24 protein-coding genes and 1 pseudogene are annotated in these 19,640 nt (G+C 40.9%); 7 read left to right on the top strand and 18 right to left on the bottom strand.

The genetic code is table 11. The features are described 5' to 3' along the window. Window positions 1-82: 82 nt before the first annotated feature. The 5 genes from ftsH (at window position 83) to PVV59_RS05165 (ending at window position 5,784) form a co-directional block, all read left to right on the top strand. A complete protein-coding gene (gene ftsH, locus PVV59_RS05140; RefSeq protein ID WP_273755016.1) occupies window positions 83-2,215 on the top strand; it encodes an ATP-dependent zinc metalloprotease FtsH in 2,133 nt (710 codons plus the stop codon). A gap of 588 nt (window positions 2,216-2,803) precedes the next feature. Continuing rightward, complete coding sequence (gene glmM / locus PVV59_RS05145) at window positions 2,804-4,174, top strand: phosphoglucosamine mutase (RefSeq protein ID WP_273755017.1); 1,371 nt, start codon at window positions 2,804-2,806, stop codon at window positions 4,172-4,174. A 401-nt stretch (window positions 4,175-4,575) separates the two neighbouring features. Next, window positions 4,576-4,824: a HigA family addiction module antitoxin gene (locus PVV59_RS05155; RefSeq protein WP_273755019.1), complete on the top strand. Its 249-nt coding sequence runs from the start codon at window positions 4,576-4,578 to the stop codon at window positions 4,822-4,824. Window positions 4,825-5,015: 191 nt separating this feature from the next. After that, window positions 5,016-5,204, top strand: coding sequence for an antitoxin VbhA family protein (locus PVV59_RS05160; RefSeq protein ID WP_273755021.1), 189 nt, complete (start codon window positions 5,016-5,018; stop codon window positions 5,202-5,204). After that, a complete protein-coding gene (locus PVV59_RS05165; RefSeq protein ID WP_273755023.1) occupies window positions 5,191-5,784 on the top strand; it encodes a Fic family protein in 594 nt (197 codons plus the stop codon). Before PVV59_RS05160 ends, PVV59_RS05165 begins: the two co-directional genes overlap by 14 nt. Here PVV59_RS05165 and PVV59_RS05170 read toward each other — a convergent pair. The 18 genes and pseudogenes from PVV59_RS05170 to PVV59_RS05255 form a co-directional block, all read right to left on the bottom strand. Then, a pseudogene (locus PVV59_RS05170) lies at window positions 5,781-5,958 on the bottom strand (type IV secretion system protein); the annotation flags it as partial. The gene PVV59_RS05165 and the pseudogene PVV59_RS05170 sit on opposite strands and share 4 nt — an antisense overlap. 54 nt (window positions 5,959-6,012) lie before the next feature. Further along, complete coding sequence (locus tag PVV59_RS05175; protein WP_273755025.1) at window positions 6,013-6,135, bottom strand: hypothetical protein; 123 nt, start codon at window positions 6,133-6,135, stop codon at window positions 6,013-6,015. A 157-nt stretch (window positions 6,136-6,292) separates the two neighbouring features. Next, window positions 6,293-7,345 carry a P-type DNA transfer ATPase VirB11 gene (virB11, locus tag PVV59_RS05180; protein ID WP_273755026.1) on the bottom strand — a complete coding sequence of 351 codons (1,053 nt, stop codon included), beginning with the start codon at window positions 7,343-7,345 and terminating at the stop codon, window positions 6,293-6,295. A 58-nt stretch (window positions 7,346-7,403) separates the two neighbouring features. Then, window positions 7,404-8,585: a type IV secretion system protein VirB10 gene (gene virB10, locus PVV59_RS05185; protein ID WP_273755028.1), complete on the bottom strand. Its 1,182-nt coding sequence runs from the start codon at window positions 8,583-8,585 to the stop codon at window positions 7,404-7,406. Window positions 8,586-8,624: 39 nt separating this feature from the next. Continuing rightward, window positions 8,625-9,476: a P-type conjugative transfer protein VirB9 gene (gene virB9 / locus PVV59_RS05190; protein ID WP_273755029.1), complete on the bottom strand. Its 852-nt coding sequence runs from the start codon at window positions 9,474-9,476 to the stop codon at window positions 8,625-8,627. A 2-nt stretch (window positions 9,477-9,478) separates the two neighbouring features. Further along, window positions 9,479-10,150 (bottom strand): virB8 family protein, encoded by a 672-nt coding sequence (locus PVV59_RS05195; protein ID WP_273755030.1) that lies wholly within the window; start codon window positions 10,148-10,150, stop codon window positions 9,479-9,481. Then, entirely contained in the window at window positions 10,147-10,437 is a 291-nt protein-coding gene (locus tag PVV59_RS05200) for a type IV secretion protein VblB7 (RefSeq protein WP_273755032.1), read from the bottom strand. The genes PVV59_RS05195 and PVV59_RS05200 overlap by 4 nt, the downstream gene beginning before the upstream one ends. A 17-nt stretch (window positions 10,438-10,454) precedes the next feature. Beyond that, on the bottom strand, window positions 10,455-11,393 hold the full coding sequence (locus PVV59_RS05205) for a type IV secretion system protein (RefSeq protein WP_273755034.1): 939 nt from the start codon (window positions 11,391-11,393) through the stop codon (window positions 10,455-10,457). Between the two features lie 26 nt (window positions 11,394-11,419). Beyond that, window positions 11,420-11,824 carry an EexN family lipoprotein gene (locus tag PVV59_RS05210; RefSeq protein ID WP_273755035.1) on the bottom strand — a complete coding sequence of 135 codons (405 nt, stop codon included), beginning with the start codon at window positions 11,822-11,824 and terminating at the stop codon, window positions 11,420-11,422. A 280-nt stretch (window positions 11,825-12,104) separates the two neighbouring features. Continuing rightward, window positions 12,105-12,509, bottom strand: coding sequence for an EexN family lipoprotein (locus PVV59_RS05215; RefSeq protein ID WP_273755037.1), 405 nt, complete (start codon window positions 12,507-12,509; stop codon window positions 12,105-12,107). Window positions 12,510-12,558: 49 nt separating this feature from the next. Beyond that, window positions 12,559-12,765 (bottom strand): hypothetical protein, encoded by a 207-nt coding sequence (locus PVV59_RS05220; RefSeq protein WP_273755039.1) that lies wholly within the window; start codon window positions 12,763-12,765, stop codon window positions 12,559-12,561. Between the two features lie 26 nt (window positions 12,766-12,791). Continuing rightward, window positions 12,792-13,199 carry an EexN family lipoprotein gene (locus PVV59_RS05225; RefSeq protein ID WP_273755041.1) on the bottom strand — a complete coding sequence of 136 codons (408 nt, stop codon included), beginning with the start codon at window positions 13,197-13,199 and terminating at the stop codon, window positions 12,792-12,794. A 2-nt stretch (window positions 13,200-13,201) separates the two neighbouring features. Further along, entirely contained in the window at window positions 13,202-13,507 is a 306-nt protein-coding gene (locus PVV59_RS05230) for an EexN family lipoprotein (RefSeq protein WP_273755042.1), read from the bottom strand. A 2-nt stretch (window positions 13,508-13,509) separates the two neighbouring features. Then, on the bottom strand, window positions 13,510-13,776 hold the full coding sequence (locus PVV59_RS05235; RefSeq protein WP_273755043.1) for an EexN family lipoprotein: 267 nt from the start codon (window positions 13,774-13,776) through the stop codon (window positions 13,510-13,512). A 24-nt stretch (window positions 13,777-13,800) separates the two neighbouring features. Further along, window positions 13,801-14,535 carry a type IV secretion system protein gene (locus PVV59_RS05240; RefSeq protein ID WP_273755045.1) on the bottom strand — a complete coding sequence of 245 codons (735 nt, stop codon included), beginning with the start codon at window positions 14,533-14,535 and terminating at the stop codon, window positions 13,801-13,803. Further along, window positions 14,532-16,892, bottom strand: a complete 2,361-nt coding sequence (locus tag PVV59_RS05245; protein WP_273755047.1) for a VirB4 family type IV secretion/conjugal transfer ATPase — start codon at window positions 16,890-16,892, stop codon at window positions 14,532-14,534. The genes PVV59_RS05240 and PVV59_RS05245 overlap by 4 nt, the downstream gene beginning before the upstream one ends. After that, window positions 16,889-17,215, bottom strand: a complete 327-nt coding sequence (locus PVV59_RS05250) for a type IV secretion system protein VirB3 (protein WP_120121158.1) — start codon at window positions 17,213-17,215, stop codon at window positions 16,889-16,891. Before PVV59_RS05250 ends, PVV59_RS05245 begins: the two co-directional genes overlap by 4 nt. A 21-nt stretch (window positions 17,216-17,236) precedes the next feature. Next, on the bottom strand, window positions 17,237-17,584 hold the full coding sequence (locus tag PVV59_RS05255; protein WP_273755049.1) for a TrbC/VirB2 family protein: 348 nt from the start codon (window positions 17,582-17,584) through the stop codon (window positions 17,237-17,239). A 148-nt stretch (window positions 17,585-17,732) separates the two neighbouring features. Between PVV59_RS05255 and PVV59_RS05260 the strand changes: the two genes are divergently transcribed. Then, a complete protein-coding gene (locus PVV59_RS05260) occupies window positions 17,733-18,464 on the top strand; it encodes a nuclease (RefSeq protein ID WP_273755050.1) in 732 nt (243 codons plus the stop codon). A gap of 565 nt (window positions 18,465-19,029) precedes the next feature. After that, complete coding sequence (locus PVV59_RS05265; RefSeq protein ID WP_273755052.1) at window positions 19,030-19,458, top strand: helix-turn-helix domain-containing protein; 429 nt, start codon at window positions 19,030-19,032, stop codon at window positions 19,456-19,458. The last annotated feature ends 182 nt before the right edge of the window (window positions 19,459-19,640 follow it).

The following is a 19,640-nucleotide window of genomic DNA, read 5'->3' on the forward strand; positions in this document are numbered from 1 at the left end:
TCTCATCCCTTGGCAAGGGGCTGACAAGGTTATATGTTAAGGGGAACTGTTTGAAATCTATATTTGATTAAGTGGGCTGAATATGAATTCTAATTACCGCTCTCTCCTCATTTGGGGAGTTATTGCCTTGATTTTAATTGTGTCGTTTTCTTTCTTTAATGGAGATAGTCAACGTTCTGGTGGTGGAGAAGTCTCCTATTCTGAGTTTTTACAAAAAGTTGAGAATAACGAGCTGAAATCGGTGACCATTCAAGGTCAAAAATTAACAGGACAAACTGTCGAACAGAGAACTGTTTCAACTTTTGCACCACGTGATCCTGGTTTGATACAAAAATTGGAAAGCAAAAACGTTAATGTTAAAGCTATTCCTGAAAGTTCTGGAAATAGTATCTTCCTTAATCTCCTTTTTTCTTTGTTGCCTGTTATTATTATTGTAGGAGCGTGGGTCTTTTTTATGCGACAAATGCAAAATGGATCTCGCGGGGCAATGGGGTTTGGGAAATCAAAGGCAAGATTGCTTAATGAAGCGCAAGGACGTGTTACCTTTAAGGATGTTGCTGGCGTTGAAGAAGCAAAACAAGATCTGCAAGAAATTGTTGAATTTTTACGCGAACCACAAAAATTTCAACGCTTAGGAGGGCGTATCCCTCGCGGTGTTTTGCTTGTTGGTCCTCCAGGAACCGGTAAAACGCTGTTAGCGCGTTCGGTGGCTGGTGAAGCTAATGTACCATTCTTTACCATTTCAGGGTCTGATTTTGTTGAAATGTTTGTAGGTGTTGGGGCGAGCCGTGTGCGGGATATGTTCGAACAGGCTAAAAAAAATGCACCTTGTATTATCTTTATAGATGAAATCGATGCTGTTGGACGCCATCGGGGTGCTGGACTGGGTGGGGGAAACGATGAGCGTGAGCAGACTTTAAATCAGTTGCTTGTCGAAATGGATGGGTTTGAGCCCAATGAGAGTATTATTCTTATTGCTGCAACAAACCGCCCTGATGTGCTGGATCCTGCTTTATTGAGACCAGGGCGTTTTGACCGACAAGTCGTGGTGCCAAATCCAGATGTTTCTGGACGTGAGCAAATCTTGAAAGTACATGTGCGCAATGTCCCTTTAGCCCCGAATGTTGATTTGAAAGTTTTGGCAAGGGGAACTCCAGGGTTTTCCGGTGCGGACCTCATGAATCTTGTAAATGAAGCTGCTCTTATGGCTGCGAGCCGCAATAAAAGAGTTGTGACAATGCAAGAATTCGAAGATGCAAAAGATAAGGTGATGATGGGGGCTGAACGTCGTTCAACCGCTATGACACAAGAGGAAAAAGAACTCACGGCTTATCACGAAGCAGGGCATGCTATTGTGGCTCTCAATGTTCCGGTTGCTGACCCTGTCCACAAAGCAACAATCGTTCCAAGGGGAAGGGCATTGGGAATGGTGATGCAATTGCCGGAAGGCGATCGCTATTCCATGAGTTATCGATGGATGATTTCTCGTTTAGCCATCATGATGGGGGGGCGCGTGGCTGAAGAGTTAAAATTTGGAAAGGAAAATATCACATCGGGGGCTTCTTCTGATATTGAGCAAGCAACGAAATTAGCACGTGCCATGATCACACGGTGGGGATTCTCGGATCTGCTTGGAAATGTTGCTTATGGCGATAACCAAGATGAAGTCTTTTTAGGTCATTCTGTTGCGCGAACACAAAATGTTTCTGAAGAAACAGCACGCATGATTGATATGGAAGTGCGTAAGCTTATTGATGATGCCTATAAAAATGCAACCAATATTTTGAAAACAAAAAGAAAAGAATGGTTTGCTCTCGCTCAAGGCTTGTTGGAATATGAAACTTTAACGGGTGCTGAAATTAACGAAGTTATTGCAGGAAAGCCTCCTTCACGGACGCAGAAAGATGAAAATGCTGCCCCGCGGACTTCCTCTGTTCCAAAGATTGGAACGGTGAAAGCAGGGGATCCTGTGGGCGATGAAAAAGACGCTAAAACAGTGCTCCATAAAGCAGAATCCGTTAAAGGTGAGGAGGACGACAAGGCAGAAGGCACTGTTGGAAAGAAAACAGCAAAATCCAGTGATACTAAGTCCAAGGATACTGAGTCTAAAAAAGCACAAAACGCAAAAGGTCCTATAAAAACAGTCAATCACTCTCAAAATAAAAACAGTGTTGAAAAAAAGTCAAAACCTTCGGGATCTGATAAAGGAAAATAAGAATTCTTTAAGAACACTTGAGTGACTATGTTTTCGGAAAACTTCTAAATTCTTTGAAAAGGGCGCGAGCAAAGCTTTGCGCCTTTGATGCAATATTTGCCAAAACATGGAAGAAAAAAATTAAGAAAAGCCGTTTATTATGACAGCTTTAGTAGGGGATAAAGCGGTCTGTTCTCTTACAGTATTGGTAGGGTTGCAAGGTTTAAGTGATAGGGGATGCTTTACGGCTTTGGGCTGAAGGTTGTGAGGTTAAGTGATAGGGGTACTTTGCAGCTTTGGACTGAGGATTGTGAGGTTTGATAATGAATTGACTTGCGGGTTTGGCAGGATGTGAGACTATATTTTGGGTGTATTCAAGGGATGTGTAAAGCTTGTTTAGCAAATAATATTGCTTTATGTGTGCAGAGGAGAAACATTATTGGTTGAGCGTCGTTTAGATGTGTCAATGGTGAAAGGTTTTTTGATGACCTAAAAAGATGAGGGGTAAGTCCAATGGTATCATTTATAGGGTGAGGAGTATAAAGGGCTATTGAGGGGCTATTAGCGTTTTAAAGAAAAGCCAAGGGAAGAAGGATAAAGGAACGAGGTATGGTGCAAAAATATTTTGGGACTGATGGAATTCGGGGAAAAGCCAATTCATTTCCCATGACACCTGATTTTGCCATGAAGGTAGGGATGGCTGTAGGGGTTTTATTTCGTTCACAACATCAATCGTGTCGTGTGGTGATTGGTAAGGATACCCGATTATCTGGCTATATGTTGGAAAATGCTTTGGTTTCAGGATTGACTGCTGCGGGGATGGAAGTTTTTTTATTGGGGCCCGTGCCAACGCCTGCTGTTGCAATGCTTTGCCGTTCTTTGCGTGCAGATCTTGGCGTGATGATTTCTGCTTCTCATAATCCTTTCTATGATAATGGCATTAAACTTTTTGGTCCTGATGGTTTTAAGCTTTCAGATGATATGGAAGCAAGAATTGAACAATTGATCGATACAGATCTTTCAAAATCTTTAGCAAGTTCTGCCGAAATTGGTTCCGCAAAACGGGTTGAGGGAGATATTTATCGTTATATTGAATATGCCAAACGGACTTTGCCTCGTGATGTTCGCTTAGATGCTGTGCGTATTGTTGTGGATTGTGCTAATGGCGCTGCTTATAAAGCGGCTCCTCGTGCTTTATGGGAGTTGGGGGCTGAGGTTTTTGCTATTCATAATGAACCGAATGGGACCAATATTAATCAAAAATGTGGCTCAACTGATTTAAGCTCTTTAAAACGCAAAGTGCATGAAGTGCGTGCTGATGTAGGGATTGCTCTTGATGGAGATGGCGATCGTGTACTCATTGTTGATGAAAAAGCACAAGCGGTTAATGGGGATCAGTTGATTGCTGTGATTGCTGAAAATTGGCATAAAATGGGACGGTTACGGTGCAATGGGGTTGTTACAACGATTATGTCCAATCTGGGACTGGAGCGGTTTTTGAATGCCAAAGGGTTGGACTTGATCAGAACAAAAGTTGGAGATCGTTATGTTGTCGATGCCATGCGTCAAAAGGGATATAATGTTGGAGGTGAGGCTTCTGGGCATATTGTGCTTAGTGACTTTGGGACAACGGGTGATGGGTTGGTGGCAGCCTTGCAGATTTTAGCTTGTATGAAAGAAAGTCAAACCCCTATGAGCCAATTGTGTAAACGGTTTGAACCTGTCCCACAAATTTTAAAAAATGTAACGATTAAAAATAAAAATGTTTTGAAAAAAAATCCCGTCAAAACGGCTATTGATCAAGCAGAAAAGCAGTTGGGAAAAGAGGCACGATTGGTGATCCGTGCTTCTGGAACTGAGCCAGTTATCCGCCTTATGGCCGAAGGGGATGCACGAGAGGTGTTGGATACGGTTGTGACAGAGTTGATGGATGTGATCACCCATCATGATACATGTGTGAGTACTGCTCTTGAAAGATAAGGTGATGAGAATAATCAATTTTTTTCATGACAGTTCTAATGTTTATAAAGTAAAAAAAGCCATGTGATATAAAAAATAATCAATATTTTTTGTATCTTGTCGTGTTACACATTCTCTTAATTTATGATTTTATGATTTAAACATAAAAGGATTGAAGCCTTCTATAATACTGATACGACTAAAGGGATTAGAACCGCCCATGCTGTTTTAGGTGCTCTTGAAGGAGATGTATCGCCAAAAGATTTAAAGTTATGCGTCCTTTTGATTACATCTGCTAAAAGGTGATCTTAAAGATTATGGGTTAATTATTATCAATGGAAATTGTCGTGTAATATTTCACTTTGAGGCCATAGATGTCGAATTAGTTGATTATCGTGATTATCACTAAGGAGTGCTAAAAAATGATGAAAAATCCACCACATCCTGGTGAATTATTGCGTGAAGATGTGATAAAAGAATTTGGTTTATCGGTTAATGAAGCCGCAGAGTGGCTTGGTATATCTCGAGAAGCCCTTTCTAGCGTTTTAAATGGAAAAGCCGCGATTAGTGCTCATCTTGCTATTAGGCTTGAAATGTCTGGTGTAAGCACAGCACGAGCTTGGCTTGCTCTGCAAACAAATTATAATTTATCAAAAGCAACTTCTAAATAACAGTCTCATGATAAAAAATACATAAAAGAGTTTCAAATGGCTGTTAAATTTTTGCAACAGAGACAACAAGAGAAAATCAATGCGAGAGCGCGTGAAAGGTCGAAAGATGTGATGCGGTAAGGCAAGGAATAAAACCTTATGTTTGTAGTATACTTGAGCTATAATGAAGAATAACGAAGGGAGGTTTTTATATGTTGAGTGAAGAGGAAATTAAACGACGTCGCTTTGCTGCTAAAAATGCATTGGCAAGCCAACGTTTAGAGGGGTTGGAACCCGATCCAAAAGTCGTTGAGCAAATGGAGCGTGTTATTATTGGAGAACTTGAAATAAGTGATATCCTCAAAGATTATATGGAGCGGGTAAAACGTGGAGAAGTATAAGGGAAGCGGTGATCCTTATACTGATCCTGAAACTGGTGTGTTATATAATCGGTTTGGTATTAAAGACAAAGCCACATTGGAGCGTGTAGAATCTACTTTCGCTTATTTAAGGTCTTTTGAACTTATGCATGCTGCTATTCGTGGTAAGTTTGATCTCAGCTACATGAAAGAGATGCATAGGAAACTGTTTGGTGACATATATGAATGGGCGGGAGAGATCCGTTTAGTGGATATTGCCAAAGGCAATAGTATGTTTGCGAGTTATCATCAGATTGAAAGTTATGCCCCGAAGATTACGCAACAGCTTGCAAAAGAACAGTATCTGCGTGGTCTTGATATAGATGAATTTAGCCAAAGGGCTGGATATTACATGGGAGAGTTGAATGCGTTGCATCCCTTTCGAGAGGGGAATGGGCGTACCTTGCGTGAATTTATGGGACAACTTGCTCGTGAAGCTGGTTATCATATCAACTGGAAGGGTGTTGAGAAACAAGAAATGCTAGAGGCATCTATTGCGGCCCATTTTGGGAAGTCTGAACATTTGTCTGTATTGATTCATCAAAACCTCAATCTCTTATAAGCTGCGGCGTTTGTGGTGCGTACAACAATGATGCCAAGTTTGAAAGCTGTTGTTACAAAGTCCTCTAAGGGTATGGAAGAATGCCCATAGATGATATTGTAGCCTATAAATATAATATAGATTGTAGCAGATACCTTAAACGGAGCTATCTACACTTGATGAAAGATTGGCAATGATTTTATCCCTTGTCCGGTGTGAGGGACACCGTTAAATATATTGTCTATTGCTTCATATTCCATATTTCTTTTTAAGTTCCTTCTCACGTTCAAGCTGCGCTAATCTTAGATTTTCACAACCAGCGGTGATGAGCCCTGTGCAAAATAGCAATGTTGTTATGAGAACTTTATTCATGAATATTTCCCCTTCTTTCTTTCAGTTTTTATAAACAGTGATGATAAATCTAGAGCGCAGATATGCAGATATAATGTTGCGAGAGATATCTTTTGCCTATAGTTTCGTTGCTTTTCAGTTTCTTTTTCATGTTTATTGACTTGACTTTGCGCTTTTTTTAAAAAGCGTCTCGACGTTTGAAGGGGTCGTAGTAAATTTCTGTGACACGAAATTTGCCTTCCAGGCGTTTGCATTGGATGATGACGTCTATCATGGAAATTAATAAGCCGCGGATATCATCGCGTGCTAAATTACCGCCCCCGTCACTTTCTTTGACAAGGAGGGTCATTTGTTCAAAGGCGGCAAGGGCTGTGGAGGCGTGGACAGTGGTGATGGAGCCTGGGTGACCAGAGTTGACATTGCGGATATAGTAAAAGGCTGTGCCATCACGTAGCTCTTGCAAGAGTATGCGGTCGGGGCGCATGCGCAGTCCCGATTCAAGGAGTTCTTTTGCGCCAGCTTTTGCTAAGCCTTGGTTATCTTTTGAATAGAAAAGTTGGACTTTATTGGAATGGGGAACGACCAGTTCTGGTGTGTCTTCAATGGTGAGAATGCGTTCGTATTCGGGGATTTTGGCAATTAAAGCTTTGGAGAGGGTGGTTTTTCCAGAGCCGGTTTTGCCGGATATTAAGATGTTTTGTTGGGTGATAACGGCGCGTTCTAAAAATTTACAAAAATCTTTGGCGATGAAGAGGTCTGTTAGTTCTTGTTCTGTGTCGGAGAGTTCACAGGAACGCTTTTTCATTTGTTCAAGGGGGGTGAAAGTGACATTTCTTGCTACAGAAAACAGTTGGTTTTCGTGTAAACTTTCAAGGGAAAAAGTGCGTGATGAAGGTTTGCGGATTGTCATGCTGATGGTATTGGGGGCAACAGCGGGGGGCATGACAATTTGTATGCGTTCATTATTGGGAAGTGTTGCGGAGAGAACAGGGTTTTCTACACTGATTTTTTGTGTTGTGTAGGCAGCAACAACTTTTGCGATACCTTCTAGCTCGCTGTAGGTTAGTTCTTCAAGGGTGTGGGTTTGCCAACCGTTTGGACCCTCAACAATCACTTCACCAGGACGATTGACGACAATTTCGAATAAATTTTCATTATTGAGAAAATCATCTAAGATTTTCAATTTTGTTAAAACGATGGAGGCTCGTTCTATATTTTTTGCTGTGGCCATACTATGATTTTAATTACTTTATATGTTTTATATGTGTTTTTATTGACTGTGAGAGTGACTAATGAAAAAAGGAATAGCCCGGGGTTGAGCGGGAGTAAGCGTTGTTCCTTTTATGGGTGAGCGTTAGTTTATAGACAGAGGAAAAGTCGAGATCTCTTGCAACGAAAATATTGACCAGTTCGCCTTGGAATTTTTCTAAGGTAGGGGGGATGTTGATTTGGTTTTCAAGAGCGATACTTGCTGCATCTTTTCCCATGTTGTTTGCGCCTTCAAAACCACTACCTCCAGCGTTGTTTGCCCCTGCTTTATTCTTGTTTTGCATTCTGTTGGTGAGGGTGGTTGTGGCGCTATCAATAACGGTGAGTAAAAGGGAAGAGCCAAAGCGTTCCCACCAATGGGTGTTGATGTTGCCATCAAAGCCGGCTCGTCCTAAACTGTCGGTTGCGGGTGAGGCAAGGGGGATGATGATGCCGTTTGGGGTTTTGGCTCTGGTCCAGAGGACGAAGAGACGGGATTGCCCTTGTTTGATGCCTCCGCGATATTCGCCAACCACTTGGGTACCTTTATCAAGTAAAACAACGCGTCCATTGTCAGAGAGGATATCGCGGTTAATAATGCAGCTGGCAAAGCCTGGTTGGTCGCTGTTTAAGGCGGTTTCTAAGATACAGGGGATAGAGGTTCCCATGGCGATGATAAAGTTTCTATTGCCGATGAGTTTTGCTTTTGTTTCTTCTGATGTGGTGGGTTTTAACAGGGTTGCAAAATTTTGTGTGTTTTGAGCGGCAGGAGAATTTTGCATCTGAGAGAGATTTTCAAGGGCATTCAATTTCTCAAGGGGGTTGAAAGCATTGTTGACGACATTTTTTAATTCAGATTTAGAGCCTTTGGCAAAAGCTAAGACAGGGGCGCGTCTTGCGGCATCAAGTAAGGGGTCGTCTTTTTTGGGGGCTGGTGCGAGTGGTTGTGGAGGGGGGAGGGTTATGGGCGCCATTTTGGCACGCGGGGTGGAGGGGAGGATCTCTAAAGGCGCGAGGGTGTTGCGAAAGCTTTTTTCTTGTTTTTTATGAGGTTTTGCAGTGTCTTTTTTTTCTTCGGGAGAGGAGAGAATGTTCCAAACCACATAGGCGCAGACTCCTATACAGGCGATTGCGACAACTATTTTTTTGCCAAGGCTTTGTGAGGTATTGTTGCGTTTATCGCTAATGGAGCCTCGATCTTCGTTCGTGGTTTTATCACTCATGTGTTGGTCCCCTTTAATTCCCGCTTTATTTAAAGATGTTTAAAGATCTGATGCAATTTTACGTTCAACAGATGGTGAGGTTGTTCCGGTGTCTGGATTGATGCCTTTTGGTTGATAGGCTTCGTTAAAGATGCAGAGGACATTTCTTCCCTGTCTTAGGGTGAAGCGTGCGCTAATGGCATGGACAATAACCATGTTGCCTCTTGTGGTTTTGGGAACCAGCGATTCTGTACCGTCACTGCTCACGATGTAAATGGCAGGGATTTCTTGGTTTTCAGGGAAGGTGAATGTTGTGGTTTTGCCATTGTCGTATACAGAGGAGGGTTCAAGGTTGCTTGAGCCTTGTGCGGTGTAAGCCCAATTGCGTGGTCCGTAGGTTTCATAAGCGTTAAAGACATTATCAATTTGTTGGGCTTGTTTTTTTTCTTGTCGCAGAAGGGCGGCAAGTCTTCTTTGTTCTGCTTCTTCTTGGGGGTAGCGAAATTTCACGAGGAAATAGGTTTCATGTCCAGAGGAAATTTCTCCATCTTTGATGATCAGTTCAAATTGATAGGAGCGTTTTGAGCCATCAAGCTTTGTGGTGACGACTTGGAGATTGGTGATGGGTTGGACTTCGCGCGCTTTGAGGAAGAGAATATTGCCTGCTGGTGCGACTTCCCATGCAACGCTGTTGCCAATGGCGACATGCGCAATCTCTTCATTGGCAGAAAATTCTATCTGAACGGAAGAGCGGATGGAGCCAATAATTTTTGTGACATTATAAGCATCATAATTGATAAAGCGAATGCGGCTATCACTCGGCGCGCGGGTGGGAAAAACACTGGCGTTACTCCAAGGTGTAGGAGAAAGGACGAGGATGCTGAGAATAAGAAAAAGGATTTTTTTTGTCATGATCAGTTGACCACTTCCGGATCAGTTCTATATTCATTAACAATAAACCCAAGAGGATTTATCAGGCGGTTTTGGACAGAGATGGGGGCGTTAATATATTCGAAGGTGAGCGTTGCAACCCAGTGGGTAATGAATTCTTTGTTGTTGTCATTATCATGGATTGTTCTGTAATAGCGCACTTGAGCAACATCTTGATTGATAAAGGAGATTGATTTTATCGTTATTGTAACGGTGGCATGTTTGTAGAGAATTTGTGGGCTTTGTGGATTTCTTGCGCCGTACCAGCTGGCAAATCTTTCCTGCTCTTCAGTGGAAGAGAGGAGAGAGACCGTTTTAAAGTTGTTTTGTATTTCTTCTACGGCAAAGCCTTCACGAGAGCGGACATATTTTGCGGCAAAATAGCGTGTGATGGCTTCATCGACATTGGTGGGTGCTTCTTTTAAGGCTTCCACCACTTCTGTGATGCCGGTTGAATTGTCCACACGGATGACAAAAGGCTCCACGGTTTTAAGTGGTGTGAGGGTGATGACCGCAAAGGATGACATGACCGCGACGATAACGGCTATCGCAGCGATGGTGAGTGAGGCGCGGGTGGTGCATCGTGCGGCGAGCATGCGATCTTGATCAAAGGAGCGCGCTTCAGCAATGTATTGTTCTACGTCTTTTTTTTTCATGCTTTTTGCCCGCAATTTTTATAGGATTTCATTTCTTCATCCGTTAACTTTTGTGCCAGAAGCATTTCCAGCTTTCCCTCTTTTAAGGGTGAGGGGGTGGTGTTGTTACTGATGATGATGGGTGTGGGTGTGGGTTTTTTCCCTTCCCAATTCCACATAGAGCGGTTGAGTGGACGTTTAGAATATCCATCACACTTTGGAAGTGACTTCAGTGTGTGTGATGAGGACATACAGCCACTGAGAAAGAGAAATGATAAAATAACCCCAATTTTTTTTAATTCCCGCATTTTAACTTAGACCTTTTTTAAAAGTGATGCTTTAAGAGTGATGTTAATTTTTTAAAGCCCTTCTCTATCGTGTTGGCTGTTGCTTTAGCAGCTTTACCCGTTAGTTGAGCTGTTGTTTTAGCAACTGGTCCTGAGCCTGTAAGAGAAGCCCCCCCAGAAGCTAAACCTGATGCGATATCAGGGAGTCTGAGGAAAAGAAAAATACCACCAAGACCAACAACCAAGAACTGAAGTAAAGTAGTGAAGATATTGTCAACACCTCTTGAAAAAATATTCATCGAAATCTTGACATATAAGCCACCAAGCAGCACGACTAACACATATAAAATGATGAAGTTTGCCACTTGCCCTAACCATGCTTCTGTGAATTTTCTGGTTGAGGAAAACATATAGAGACTTATAAAAACTGGTCCTATTGATAGGACAAGAAACAAACCCAATTTAGCAAATAATGAAACAACAAAACCGACTAGACAAAAAAAGGCAGAAACAATTAAGCAGATAAAACCAGCAATCCATGTCGCAATAAACATCCCCATTTGAGTCAGCCCTGTGTACTTGTTTGCGGCGTCCAAAACCTGTGCTCCAGCTTGACCCATCATATTATCCCATACATTTCGATCCACATGGGCACCTTGGGTGGCATTTGCAATGGCATTCGGCAGATCATGGAAAAATATCCCACTGACCCACTCATTATAATAAGCGGCGTTTGTAGCAAGTGCAACAACGATGCCGAGTTTAAAAGTTGTCACTATAAATTCCCATAAGGGCATGGAAGAGCGCCCATAGATGATATTATAGCCCATAAATATAATATAGAGCGTACAAGACAGTTTAAGCGGAGCACCTAAGCTTGATGAGAGATTAACAATGGTTTTATCCATTGTATCTGTAAGTGGTTTCATCAACATATTGTCTATATCAGTGAATATGCCTTTGGTTTCTACAGCCATTGAGATGCTCCCCTTTTCATTGTGTCTTAATGGTTATTTTGTTGTTCTTCTGCTGTGCGCTCTTTTGCTCTTCTTTCTTCCTCAGCACGTCGCTTTGCTTCTTGTTCAGCTAATTTTTTTTTAGTCTCAGCTCTCATTCTTGCAAGATCGGCTTCCATTTCAGCGTTAAATTTTTCCATTGATTTGCGATTTTCTTCGTCAATTTTACGGCTTCTTTCTGCTGCTTTTGCTTCATATTCTTTCTGAAGTTCTAAAAATGCTAACCGCATGTTTTCACAATTCTTTGAAGTTCCTGCAAATCCACATTTCGCATCCCACTCTAGGCGTAATTTTTCATCTTTTTTAAATTCAGCGACGCTATAGGTTTTTTCACATCCAGCAGCGATGAGTCCTGTGCCAAGTAGCAATGTTGTTATGAGAACTTTATTCATCAATATTTCCCCTTCTTTCTTTCAGTTTTACAAGGTTTGAGCACAATTTTTACATTATGCTAGGCTCTAGTTTTATAACCAGTGATGATAAATCTAGGGCAGTGACATAATGTTGCCATAAATGAAGTATAGAGAGTGTACAGCTCTTTAAGTTGAGCATCTAAAGTGCAATAGATGTTATCCGTTAGCTCTATAAGGGGCTCCATTAACATATCATCTCTATCAGTGAATACGCCTTTGGTTTCTACTGCCATTGAGATGCTCCGCTCTTCATTGTGTCTTAATGGTTATTTTGTTGTTCTTTTGCCGCGCGCTCTTTTGCTCTTTGTTCCTCTTCCGCGCGTAGTTTTGCTCTTTCTTCAGCTAATCTTTTCTGATTCTTTTCTCTCATTTTTTCAATCCAAGCTTTTTGTTTAGCTTCAAATTCTTCATCTCTTTTGCGATTGTTTTCTTCCGCTTGACGCGCTCTTTCTTCTGCTTGTGCTTGACGTTCCTTATCAAGTTCTAAAAATGCTAACCGCATGTTTTCACAATTCTTTGAAGTCCCTGCAAATCCACATTTAGCATCCCACTCTAGGCGTAAATTTTTATCTTTTTTAAATTCAGCGACGCTATAGGTTTTTTCACAGCCAGCAGCGATGAGTCCTGTGCAAAGCAACAATGTTGTTATGAGAACTTTATTCATCAATATTTCCCCTTCTTTCTTTCAGTTTTACAAGGTTTGAGCACAATTTTTAAATTATGCTTGTGTTCTGGTTTTTATAACCAGTGATGATAAATCTAGGGCAGTGACATAATGTTGCCATAAATGAAGTATAAAGTGCGTACAGCTTTTTAAGTTGAGCAGCTAAAGTGCAATAGATGTTATCCGTTACCTCTGTAAGGGGTGGCGTTAACATATCATCTCTATCAGTGAATATGCCTTTTGTTTCTACAGCCATTTAGATGCTCCGCTCTTTATTGTGTCTTAATTATTATCCTGTTTCCGCTCCGCTTCTCTTTTAGCGCGCTCTTCTGCTTCTCGTTCAGCTTGTTCCTTTGCTTTTTGTTCAGCTTTTAGTTTTTTTATTTCAGCTTGTCTTCTTTGATGTTCAGCTTCTATTTTTGCGTCATATTCTTCCATTTCTTTGCGATATTCTTCTTCGCGTTCACGCTCTCTCTCTTCCGCTTTTGCTTCATATTCTTTTTGAAGTTCAAGTTGCGCTAACCTTAAGTTTTCACAATTTTTGGCAGTTCCTGCGAATCCACATTTTGCATTCCACTCTTCCATCAGTTTTTTATCTTTTTTAAATTCTGCGACGCTATAGGTTTTTTCACAGCCAGCGGTGATGAGCCCTGTGCAAAGCAAGAATGTTGTTATGAGAACTTTATTCATGATTAGTGATTGTCCTGTTGTTGTTCTGCTTTTTCTTTCGCTTTTTGTTCTTCCTCAGCATGCTCTTTTATCCCAAATGTAGCATTCCATATTTCTTTAGCTTTTGCCTGACGTTCCTTCTCAAGTTCTAAGAATGCTAACCGCATGTTTTCACAATTTTTTGAAGTCCCTGCAAATCCACATTTAGCATCCCACTCTAGGCGTAATTTTTCATCTTTTTTAAATTCAGCGACGCTATAGGTTTTTTCACATCCAGCAGCGATGAGCCCTGTGCAAAGTAGCAATGTTGTGATGATGATCTTGTTCATGATTAGTGATTGTCCCCTTGTTTTTCAGATTTTTGCTGCTCATCATTTGTAGAGCCAAAACCTCCCCATTTTTTACGGGTTTCAAATTCAGCTTGCTCTGCGTTTTTACAATTTTTCGATTTAAGATCCCCTGATGTCAAACATTTCACGAGTACTTCTTCCATCAGTTTTTTGTCTTTTTTTAATTCTTCTACGCTATAGGTTTTTTCACAGCCAGCGGTGATGAGCCCTGTGCAAAGTAGTAATGTTGTGATGATGATCTTGTTCATGTTCAAGCCCCTCTTTTTTACCCTTTATTGACCACGCATTTTTTGAGCTAAAGCTTTGGTTCGTGCTTTAAATTCTTCCATTTCACGTCTTTCGGCCGCTTTTTCTTCTGCTTGTTGAATCATCGCGGCGGCTTGCATTTGAAGAACTTGTGTTTGCAGTTTTGCTTGTATCGCTTCTAGTTGTGCTTGAATGCCTTGAATTTTTCCAGCCTCATCAGTGTTTCCAAGTTCATCAAGAAGCTTGTTAATCTTTTTTTGTGTTTCACTGGCTTCTTCGTAGACGTCTTGGCCTGTGGCGGCTTGTCCTACTACACGTTGTTCGGCTTTTTTGACTTCCTCTGCGTAAAAAGCATCTACCGCTTCTTTTGATCCTGCTCCGCCTGAGGGCTCTTTATATTTAAGCTCTTCTTGCCATTTTTGTGCGTTTTTGCTGCTGCTTCCGCCGCCGCCGCCGCCGCCACTGCCCATCGATTGTTGAAAGTGGTTAAAGTCAGAAGGTAGAGCGCCATTGCTCCCTTGCTTGTTAAACATTTCTTTCAATGCCGAAATGTCAGGCTTGGCATTTAAGGAGCTATAGAGTTGTTTCATTTGCTCAAGTTGACCTTTTAATTGTTCAAGCTGTTGTGTGCCTTGCCGAATTTGTTCAGCTAATTTTCCAGCAGCTGTGGGATCAAATACAATATCGCCAAAAGCAAATGCATTTGTTTTTAAGCCTAAAGAAATTGCACAGAAGGCTGTTGCCCATAAAAGTTTTTTCATTGTTTTGACCTTTCTTGGAAAATGGGAAGCCATTTTTCTGGAGAGGCACCCACTTCTTCCATAATCGTTTCGAGAAGTTCAATGTTTTTCGTGGTGCCGCTTAAAATGGCTATTTCATCATCAAAACCGCGTAAATTCAGTTCTGCTACAACAGAATTTTGCCCCTGCTTGATGAGAAAACGCCGTGACTCCCGGCTTAATTCTGCTTGTATTAGGTTAAACTCCCTGTCGGATAATTTAAAACCCTCTACATAATCTGCGTGGTTGCCCTTTTGATTGGGAAAATAAATCTGAGTGGGACATTGCTCTATAATGGTGTGAGCTATCGTCGAATTAATCGCATCTTTGGGTGATTGCGTGGCAAACAACATCAAACCATTTTGCTTCCGAATGGTCTTTAACCTGTCTTGTGCAAAGGCTTTAAAGGAATCATCCTCTAGCGCTTTCCAAAACTCATCAATGACAATGATAATACGACGCCCGTCAATCAGAGACAGAATCCTATGAAATAAATACATCATTAATGGTGGACGAATTTCGTCATTGTCTAAAAAATCCGTCATATCATAACCAATAAATTTTGCATCAATCCCTATGTCATCATCCGGATTGTCAAAAACCCATCCCAAGGCATTGCCTTTACACCATCTTTCTAAACGCCCCGATATGCCCTCCCTGTGCGTGGTGTCAAAAAACATTTGTAAGGCCGATATGGTCCGTTGTTCCTTAGGTAATAGAGCAAGTTGGTCAACCGCTGCCGTGATATCTTGTCTTTCTGATTCACTGATCTTTTGATCTTCAGACGAAACAAGCTTTATAATCCATTGGCGTAAAAAAACTCTATCTGCTGGATTGTTATAGTCTAAGCCTTTTAGCGGTGCTATGCCTGTCGGTCTACCATTCTTCAAGGGCATATAAGTGCCGCCACCCGCTCTGACAAAAAGCTCTGCTCCACGATCCTTATCAAAAAAGACCATATTCGGATCATGCTTTTGAAGTTGCGCTAGTAAAAAATTAACAATAACCGTTTTACCAGAACCTGACGGACCACAGACAAAGGTATTGCCTAAATCACCAAAGTGAAAGTTAAAATAAAACGGTGAACCAGCTGAAGTCTTCATCAACGCTACCGCTGGTCCCCACACATTGCCATCTATTTTGCCAACCGGAAAAGAATGAAAAGGTGAAAGCGCTGCATAATTGCGGCTGGTTATCGCGCCAGAGCGGGTGCGATAGGCATAATTACCAGGCAATTGTGCCCACCACGCCGCCGCTAACCCTAAATCCTCCCGCGCAATGACTGCACCACCATCTGTGAGACGAGAACGCGCTTTGGCAAGATTATCCGCTAACTCTTGTGGCTCATCAGCAAAAACCGCTAACGATAAATGATGCTCCCCTAAAACAAAACGATTCGATTCAAGATCATCAAGCGCATCATCCAACTCCATGATTTGTGAGCCCGCACGATCTCCGGCATTGACCATCTGGTTTTGTTTGCGACCCATAATCTGCTTGGCAACATTTTTGCTCTTAAAAACAAAAGATTGCGTAAAAATAAATTCAAAGGGAAGGGTGAGCAAACCATCCGCCATGCCTATTCTGGTTTTGGCTGGATACTCTTTCCAACCAAACATGCCAGCAAAACGCTGGCCCGCCTCAGTGCGTATCTCTATGACCTCTTTCCCAAAAATCAAACGGTCGGAATAAACAGTCGACGCTATCGTCCCCCATGTGAGGGGTATGCGTTCACGACGACCACCTACCAGTTGGTGAATAAACTCACTTTGCTGCGAATAAATGTTACCGTCATGCTCATATAGACTTAATCTTTTTGCACCATAACGCTCTAAATTTTGAATAAGATCTGTCGTAATATCTTCAAGCTTGCGAACGGATTCTTCATCAACTTCCGTCTTTTCTTGTTTGGCTTTGCCTAAACGTTTGAAAAATTCGGCTAATTTATCCGTCTTATCAACGTGTGGATTCCACAAAATCGAAAGATAAAGATCATTGCGATAAAGCTCCTGTGAAACCATTCGCTCACGATATTTATCATCTAATTGCTTGGCAAATGCTGATCTAAAAGTCCCATCCGGATAAACAGTTTCACGCTTTCGGATAATATGGCTATAAAGCGCAATCCGTTCATCCGCAATGTTCTTAAACAGATTATTGAGCTGTTCGTGAAGCACATTCAGATCAATGATATCTGCTGTCTCAAAGTTAATGCCTTCAAGTTTAATAACGCTCATGAGAGCGCGTGAATCCAGCGCAATGATGTGTTTATTGACATGGCGAACATAAGGAATGATCGCCTCTGGCTGCTTTTCACGTTTGCGCTCGGCTGTTTTCATTTTAATTCCTCATAATTACGAATTAATCGTAATGGAGAAATACTTCCCCCACCCCATAGACTAGAATTTCTGGCAAAAATAGTTGTCTTTTGCCATGTCAGAAGAATACGAAATTTATTATGGTCATGCTTTAGGATTTCTTTGAATATGAAATGGATGGCAACACCAATGGTTAAAAGAAAAATATTGCCTGCCATAATAAACAATATCATCGATCCTATCGCATTTAATCCCATAGCTTCCACCGTTACGCCTGCAATCATTGCAGGGCGCGTGCAAGCAAGAAATAACGTATCTTCCGTTAACTTCTCACGCTCTTTCATGGTTTTTGAAAATGCTAAAGATTAATGGGAAAGCATGTTTACGATTTGCGATGCACCCATCACAATGCCAATGCCAACGCAAACGAAGAAAGCTTTACGCATTTCAACATAACCAGCTATCCAGGCAAGCCCAACACCAGCAACCGCAATGGTGGCAATTGCTGTGGCAATTTTTCCTGTTAAGGTTTCAATTATTTTATCAAGAGCAGTTTCAATTTTTTCGAAGCCTTCTGCAAATGCTGGCTCACTGAGTACAAGGAAAGCAATAAAAAGCATTAATACTGTTGTTAGCCATTTCTTTTGGGTGTTTGATAAAATTGATTTTTGTAAGGTGTGTTCACGATTGAACGAATTATTCATGTTTTTCATGAAAATTTCCCCGCATATTAAAAATTAAAAATTACTTAACATTAATTTACTGTAATGTATAACGTAATAAAATAAAAAATTCTACTGTTTCATTTATAGTATTTTATTTTTTAGAGTAAAATAAACAAAATTATTTATAATATACAAAATGATATTTTTAAAAAAAACTTCTCGATCAGCATTTAAATATCTGATTTTTATTTTTTTTATTCTTGCAGCTGTTTCTTATTTTCGTCAAAACTCTGAAGATTTTATGCAAAGCCCTGTTGTGCAAAACATAAAAAAGGTCGTGGAAAAACAGTCTCAAGAACCAGATTTAACCGTACGCAATCATGATCATAAACAAGAAATGCCTTTGTCTTTAGAATCATTATCAACAGAATTTTATGAAGAAAATGTCCCTGTTTATTCAGGTGCTATTCAGGTCACAAGTGGTGTGAGCTTTAAAATGATCACACCAACAGATGAGGGGTGGAGAAAAAGAATCGTCCGTGATATCCGTCTCTATGGTGTGGAAACCTGTGAAACGAGGCAATTTGCTACCCGCAATGGTGTTAAGTGGCCCTGTGGGGCTTTTGTCACGGCGTGGCTTGTCTCAAAAACAATCGATAAAAATGTTACCTGTCGGCAAGCCCGTGTCATTCGACAAGTTCATTATGCACAATGTTTTGTCGATGGAGTTGATCTGGCACGCTTGGGGCTTGCAGAAGGGTTGATGGTTTTGACAAAAGATCAGCATAACTTTCCATCCCCCGCAGACTATAAAAATTTACAATTGACCGCTCAAAAAGAAAAAAATGGCTTGTGGTCGAGCCAATTTCAACAACCAGAAGATTGGCGAAGAGATCATGGAAGCTATAATCCCATTGATCATAATTAACCAAGCGTTCTCTTCAGTGCTCTTTAAAAATGAAGACAATTCCATCATGAGCCTTAATAGCTTTAAAGTTGAACCAAAAGCCCTATAGGGCTTGATGGACAATTCTCATCATGGAAAATTAATCTGTTTGGAAAATTGTTTTTATTTAAAGCTCACTTACTCGTATAGGTTGCTCACTACAGCGCTATATGGGAGCGGGTTCCTTTCCCCTATACGTCATTTCGCTTCGCTATTATGACAGGTTGCAATTGGTTGTATTGTTATAAAAAAATAGTTGCTTGAAATCTTTACCATGTTGAAAATCTTTTTTTTAATATAGTCTGTCATCTTGACATGCTTTTTTCAAAGCTATGAGTCGTTTCAAAGTGAGGGAAATATAATGGCAAAAAAATAAAAACCCAACTGCCACAACAGAAGGGTTTCTAAAACACCTATACGGCATAGTTAAATTAAAACCAATCATTTCCTAATTTAATTTAACTTATCAGATTCTGCAAGAGAAATTTTGTAGAAAAGGGGTATTTTTCACATTTTTTTTGCCTCTAACTGAGAGGTTAAAACAATTATGGTTAATAAAGTCTCCGGAAGAAAGTTAAGTGCGCATCATATAGAATTTAGAAAATTAGCAGAAAATGCTGAAATGGGCTCTGTAAGTCGTGGACAATTAATTGGATTGGTTAAAAAATTAGAGAGGGCTGGTTTTATACGAGAGACAGAAGCTAAACTTCTCTTGGCTTTATTGAATACAGCTTCAAGAGATTCATTTGAAAAAGGCGGCGTTCCTATCGTTTTTAAAAGCAATCGACAACTTAGTTATGACATTCAACGGTGTGAATCGCGTGTTAGTTTTTTACTTTCACGCCTTTATGACTGTGGTCTTATTGTCATGCGCGACTCTGGTAATTTTAAGCGCTATTCAATACGAAGCTGTGATCATGGAATTATAACAGCTTGTGGGATTGATTTGATGTATTCTGGTTGCGCGATACCATGAACTTAAACAAAAAATTGATGAAATCATAGAGGCTCAGGACAAACAAAAAGATGCTTTGCATTATTTTCAGGGGTTGGTGCGACAAATCAAAGCCTCTTACGCATCAATTGAAGCTACACCATTTACATCATTGCTTTTTTCTAGAATGCAAAAAATTATTCAGATCATTGGTCGGCCGGCCA

This window comes from Bartonella sp. MM73XJBT.G, from assembly GCF_028618435.1.
Taxonomy (GTDB): Bacteria; Pseudomonadota; Alphaproteobacteria; order Rhizobiales; family Rhizobiaceae; genus Bartonella.

Bases quoted from the DNA above. Each gene is read 5' to 3' on its own strand.
- virB9 (WP_273755029.1), bottom strand. From the start codon at position 9,476: ATGACAAAAAAAATCCTTTTTCTTATTCTCAGCATCCTCGTCCTTTCT.
- virB10 (WP_273755028.1), bottom strand. From the start codon at position 8,585: ATGAGTGATAAAACCACGAACGAAGATCGAGGCTCCATTAGCGATAAA.
- PVV59_RS05255 (WP_273755049.1), bottom strand. From the start codon at position 17,584: ATGAAAAACATGAATAATTCGTTCAATCGTGAACACACCTTACAAAAA.
- PVV59_RS05210 (WP_273755035.1), bottom strand. From the start codon at position 11,824: ATGAATAAAGTTCTCATAACAACATTGCTACTTGGCACAGGACTCATC.
- PVV59_RS05235 (WP_273755043.1), bottom strand. From the start codon at position 13,776: ATGAACAAGATCATCATCACAACATTACTACTTTGCACAGGGCTCATC.
- PVV59_RS05155 (WP_273755019.1), top strand. From the start codon at position 4,576: ATGATGAAAAATCCACCACATCCTGGTGAATTATTGCGTGAAGATGTG.
- PVV59_RS05225 (WP_273755041.1), bottom strand. From the start codon at position 13,199: ATGAATAAAGTTCTCATAACAACATTCTTGCTTTGCACAGGGCTCATC.
- virB11 (WP_273755026.1), bottom strand. From the start codon at position 7,345: ATGGCCACAGCAAAAAATATAGAACGAGCCTCCATCGTTTTAACAAAA.
- ftsH (WP_273755016.1), top strand. From the start codon at position 83: ATGAATTCTAATTACCGCTCTCTCCTCATTTGGGGAGTTATTGCCTTG.
- PVV59_RS05240 (WP_273755045.1), bottom strand. From the start codon at position 14,535: ATGAAAAAACTTTTATGGGCAACAGCCTTCTGTGCAATTTCTTTAGGC.
- PVV59_RS05175 (WP_273755025.1), bottom strand. From the start codon at position 6,135: ATGAATAAAGTTCTCATAACAACATTGCTATTTTGCACAGGGCTCATC.
- PVV59_RS05265 (WP_273755052.1), top strand. From the start codon at position 19,030: ATGGTTAATAAAGTCTCCGGAAGAAAGTTAAGTGCGCATCATATAGAA.
- PVV59_RS05245 (WP_273755047.1), bottom strand. From the start codon at position 16,892: ATGAAAACAGCCGAGCGCAAACGTGAAAAGCAGCCAGAGGCGATCATT.
- PVV59_RS05220 (WP_273755039.1), bottom strand. From the start codon at position 12,765: ATGGCTGTAGAAACAAAAGGCATATTCACTGATAGAGATGATATGTTA.
- PVV59_RS05205 (WP_273755034.1), bottom strand. From the start codon at position 11,393: ATGGCTGTAGAAACCAAAGGCATATTCACTGATATAGACAATATGTTG.
- PVV59_RS05260 (WP_273755050.1), top strand. From the start codon at position 17,733: ATGATATTTTTAAAAAAAACTTCTCGATCAGCATTTAAATATCTGATT.
- PVV59_RS05230 (WP_273755042.1), bottom strand. From the start codon at position 13,507: ATGAACAAGATCATCATCACAACATTGCTACTTTGCACAGGGCTCATC.
- PVV59_RS05250 (WP_120121158.1), bottom strand. From the start codon at position 17,215: ATGAAAGAGCGTGAGAAGTTAACGGAAGATACGTTATTTCTTGCTTGC.
- PVV59_RS05200 (WP_273755032.1), bottom strand. From the start codon at position 10,437: ATGCGGGAATTAAAAAAAATTGGGGTTATTTTATCATTTCTCTTTCTC.
- PVV59_RS05195 (WP_273755030.1), bottom strand. From the start codon at position 10,150: ATGAAAAAAAAAGACGTAGAACAATACATTGCTGAAGCGCGCTCCTTT.
- glmM (WP_273755017.1), top strand. From the start codon at position 2,804: ATGGTGCAAAAATATTTTGGGACTGATGGAATTCGGGGAAAAGCCAAT.
- PVV59_RS05215 (WP_273755037.1), bottom strand. From the start codon at position 12,509: ATGAATAAAGTTCTCATAACAACATTGTTGCTTTGCACAGGACTCATC.
- PVV59_RS05160 (WP_273755021.1), top strand. From the start codon at position 5,016: ATGTTGAGTGAAGAGGAAATTAAACGACGTCGCTTTGCTGCTAAAAAT.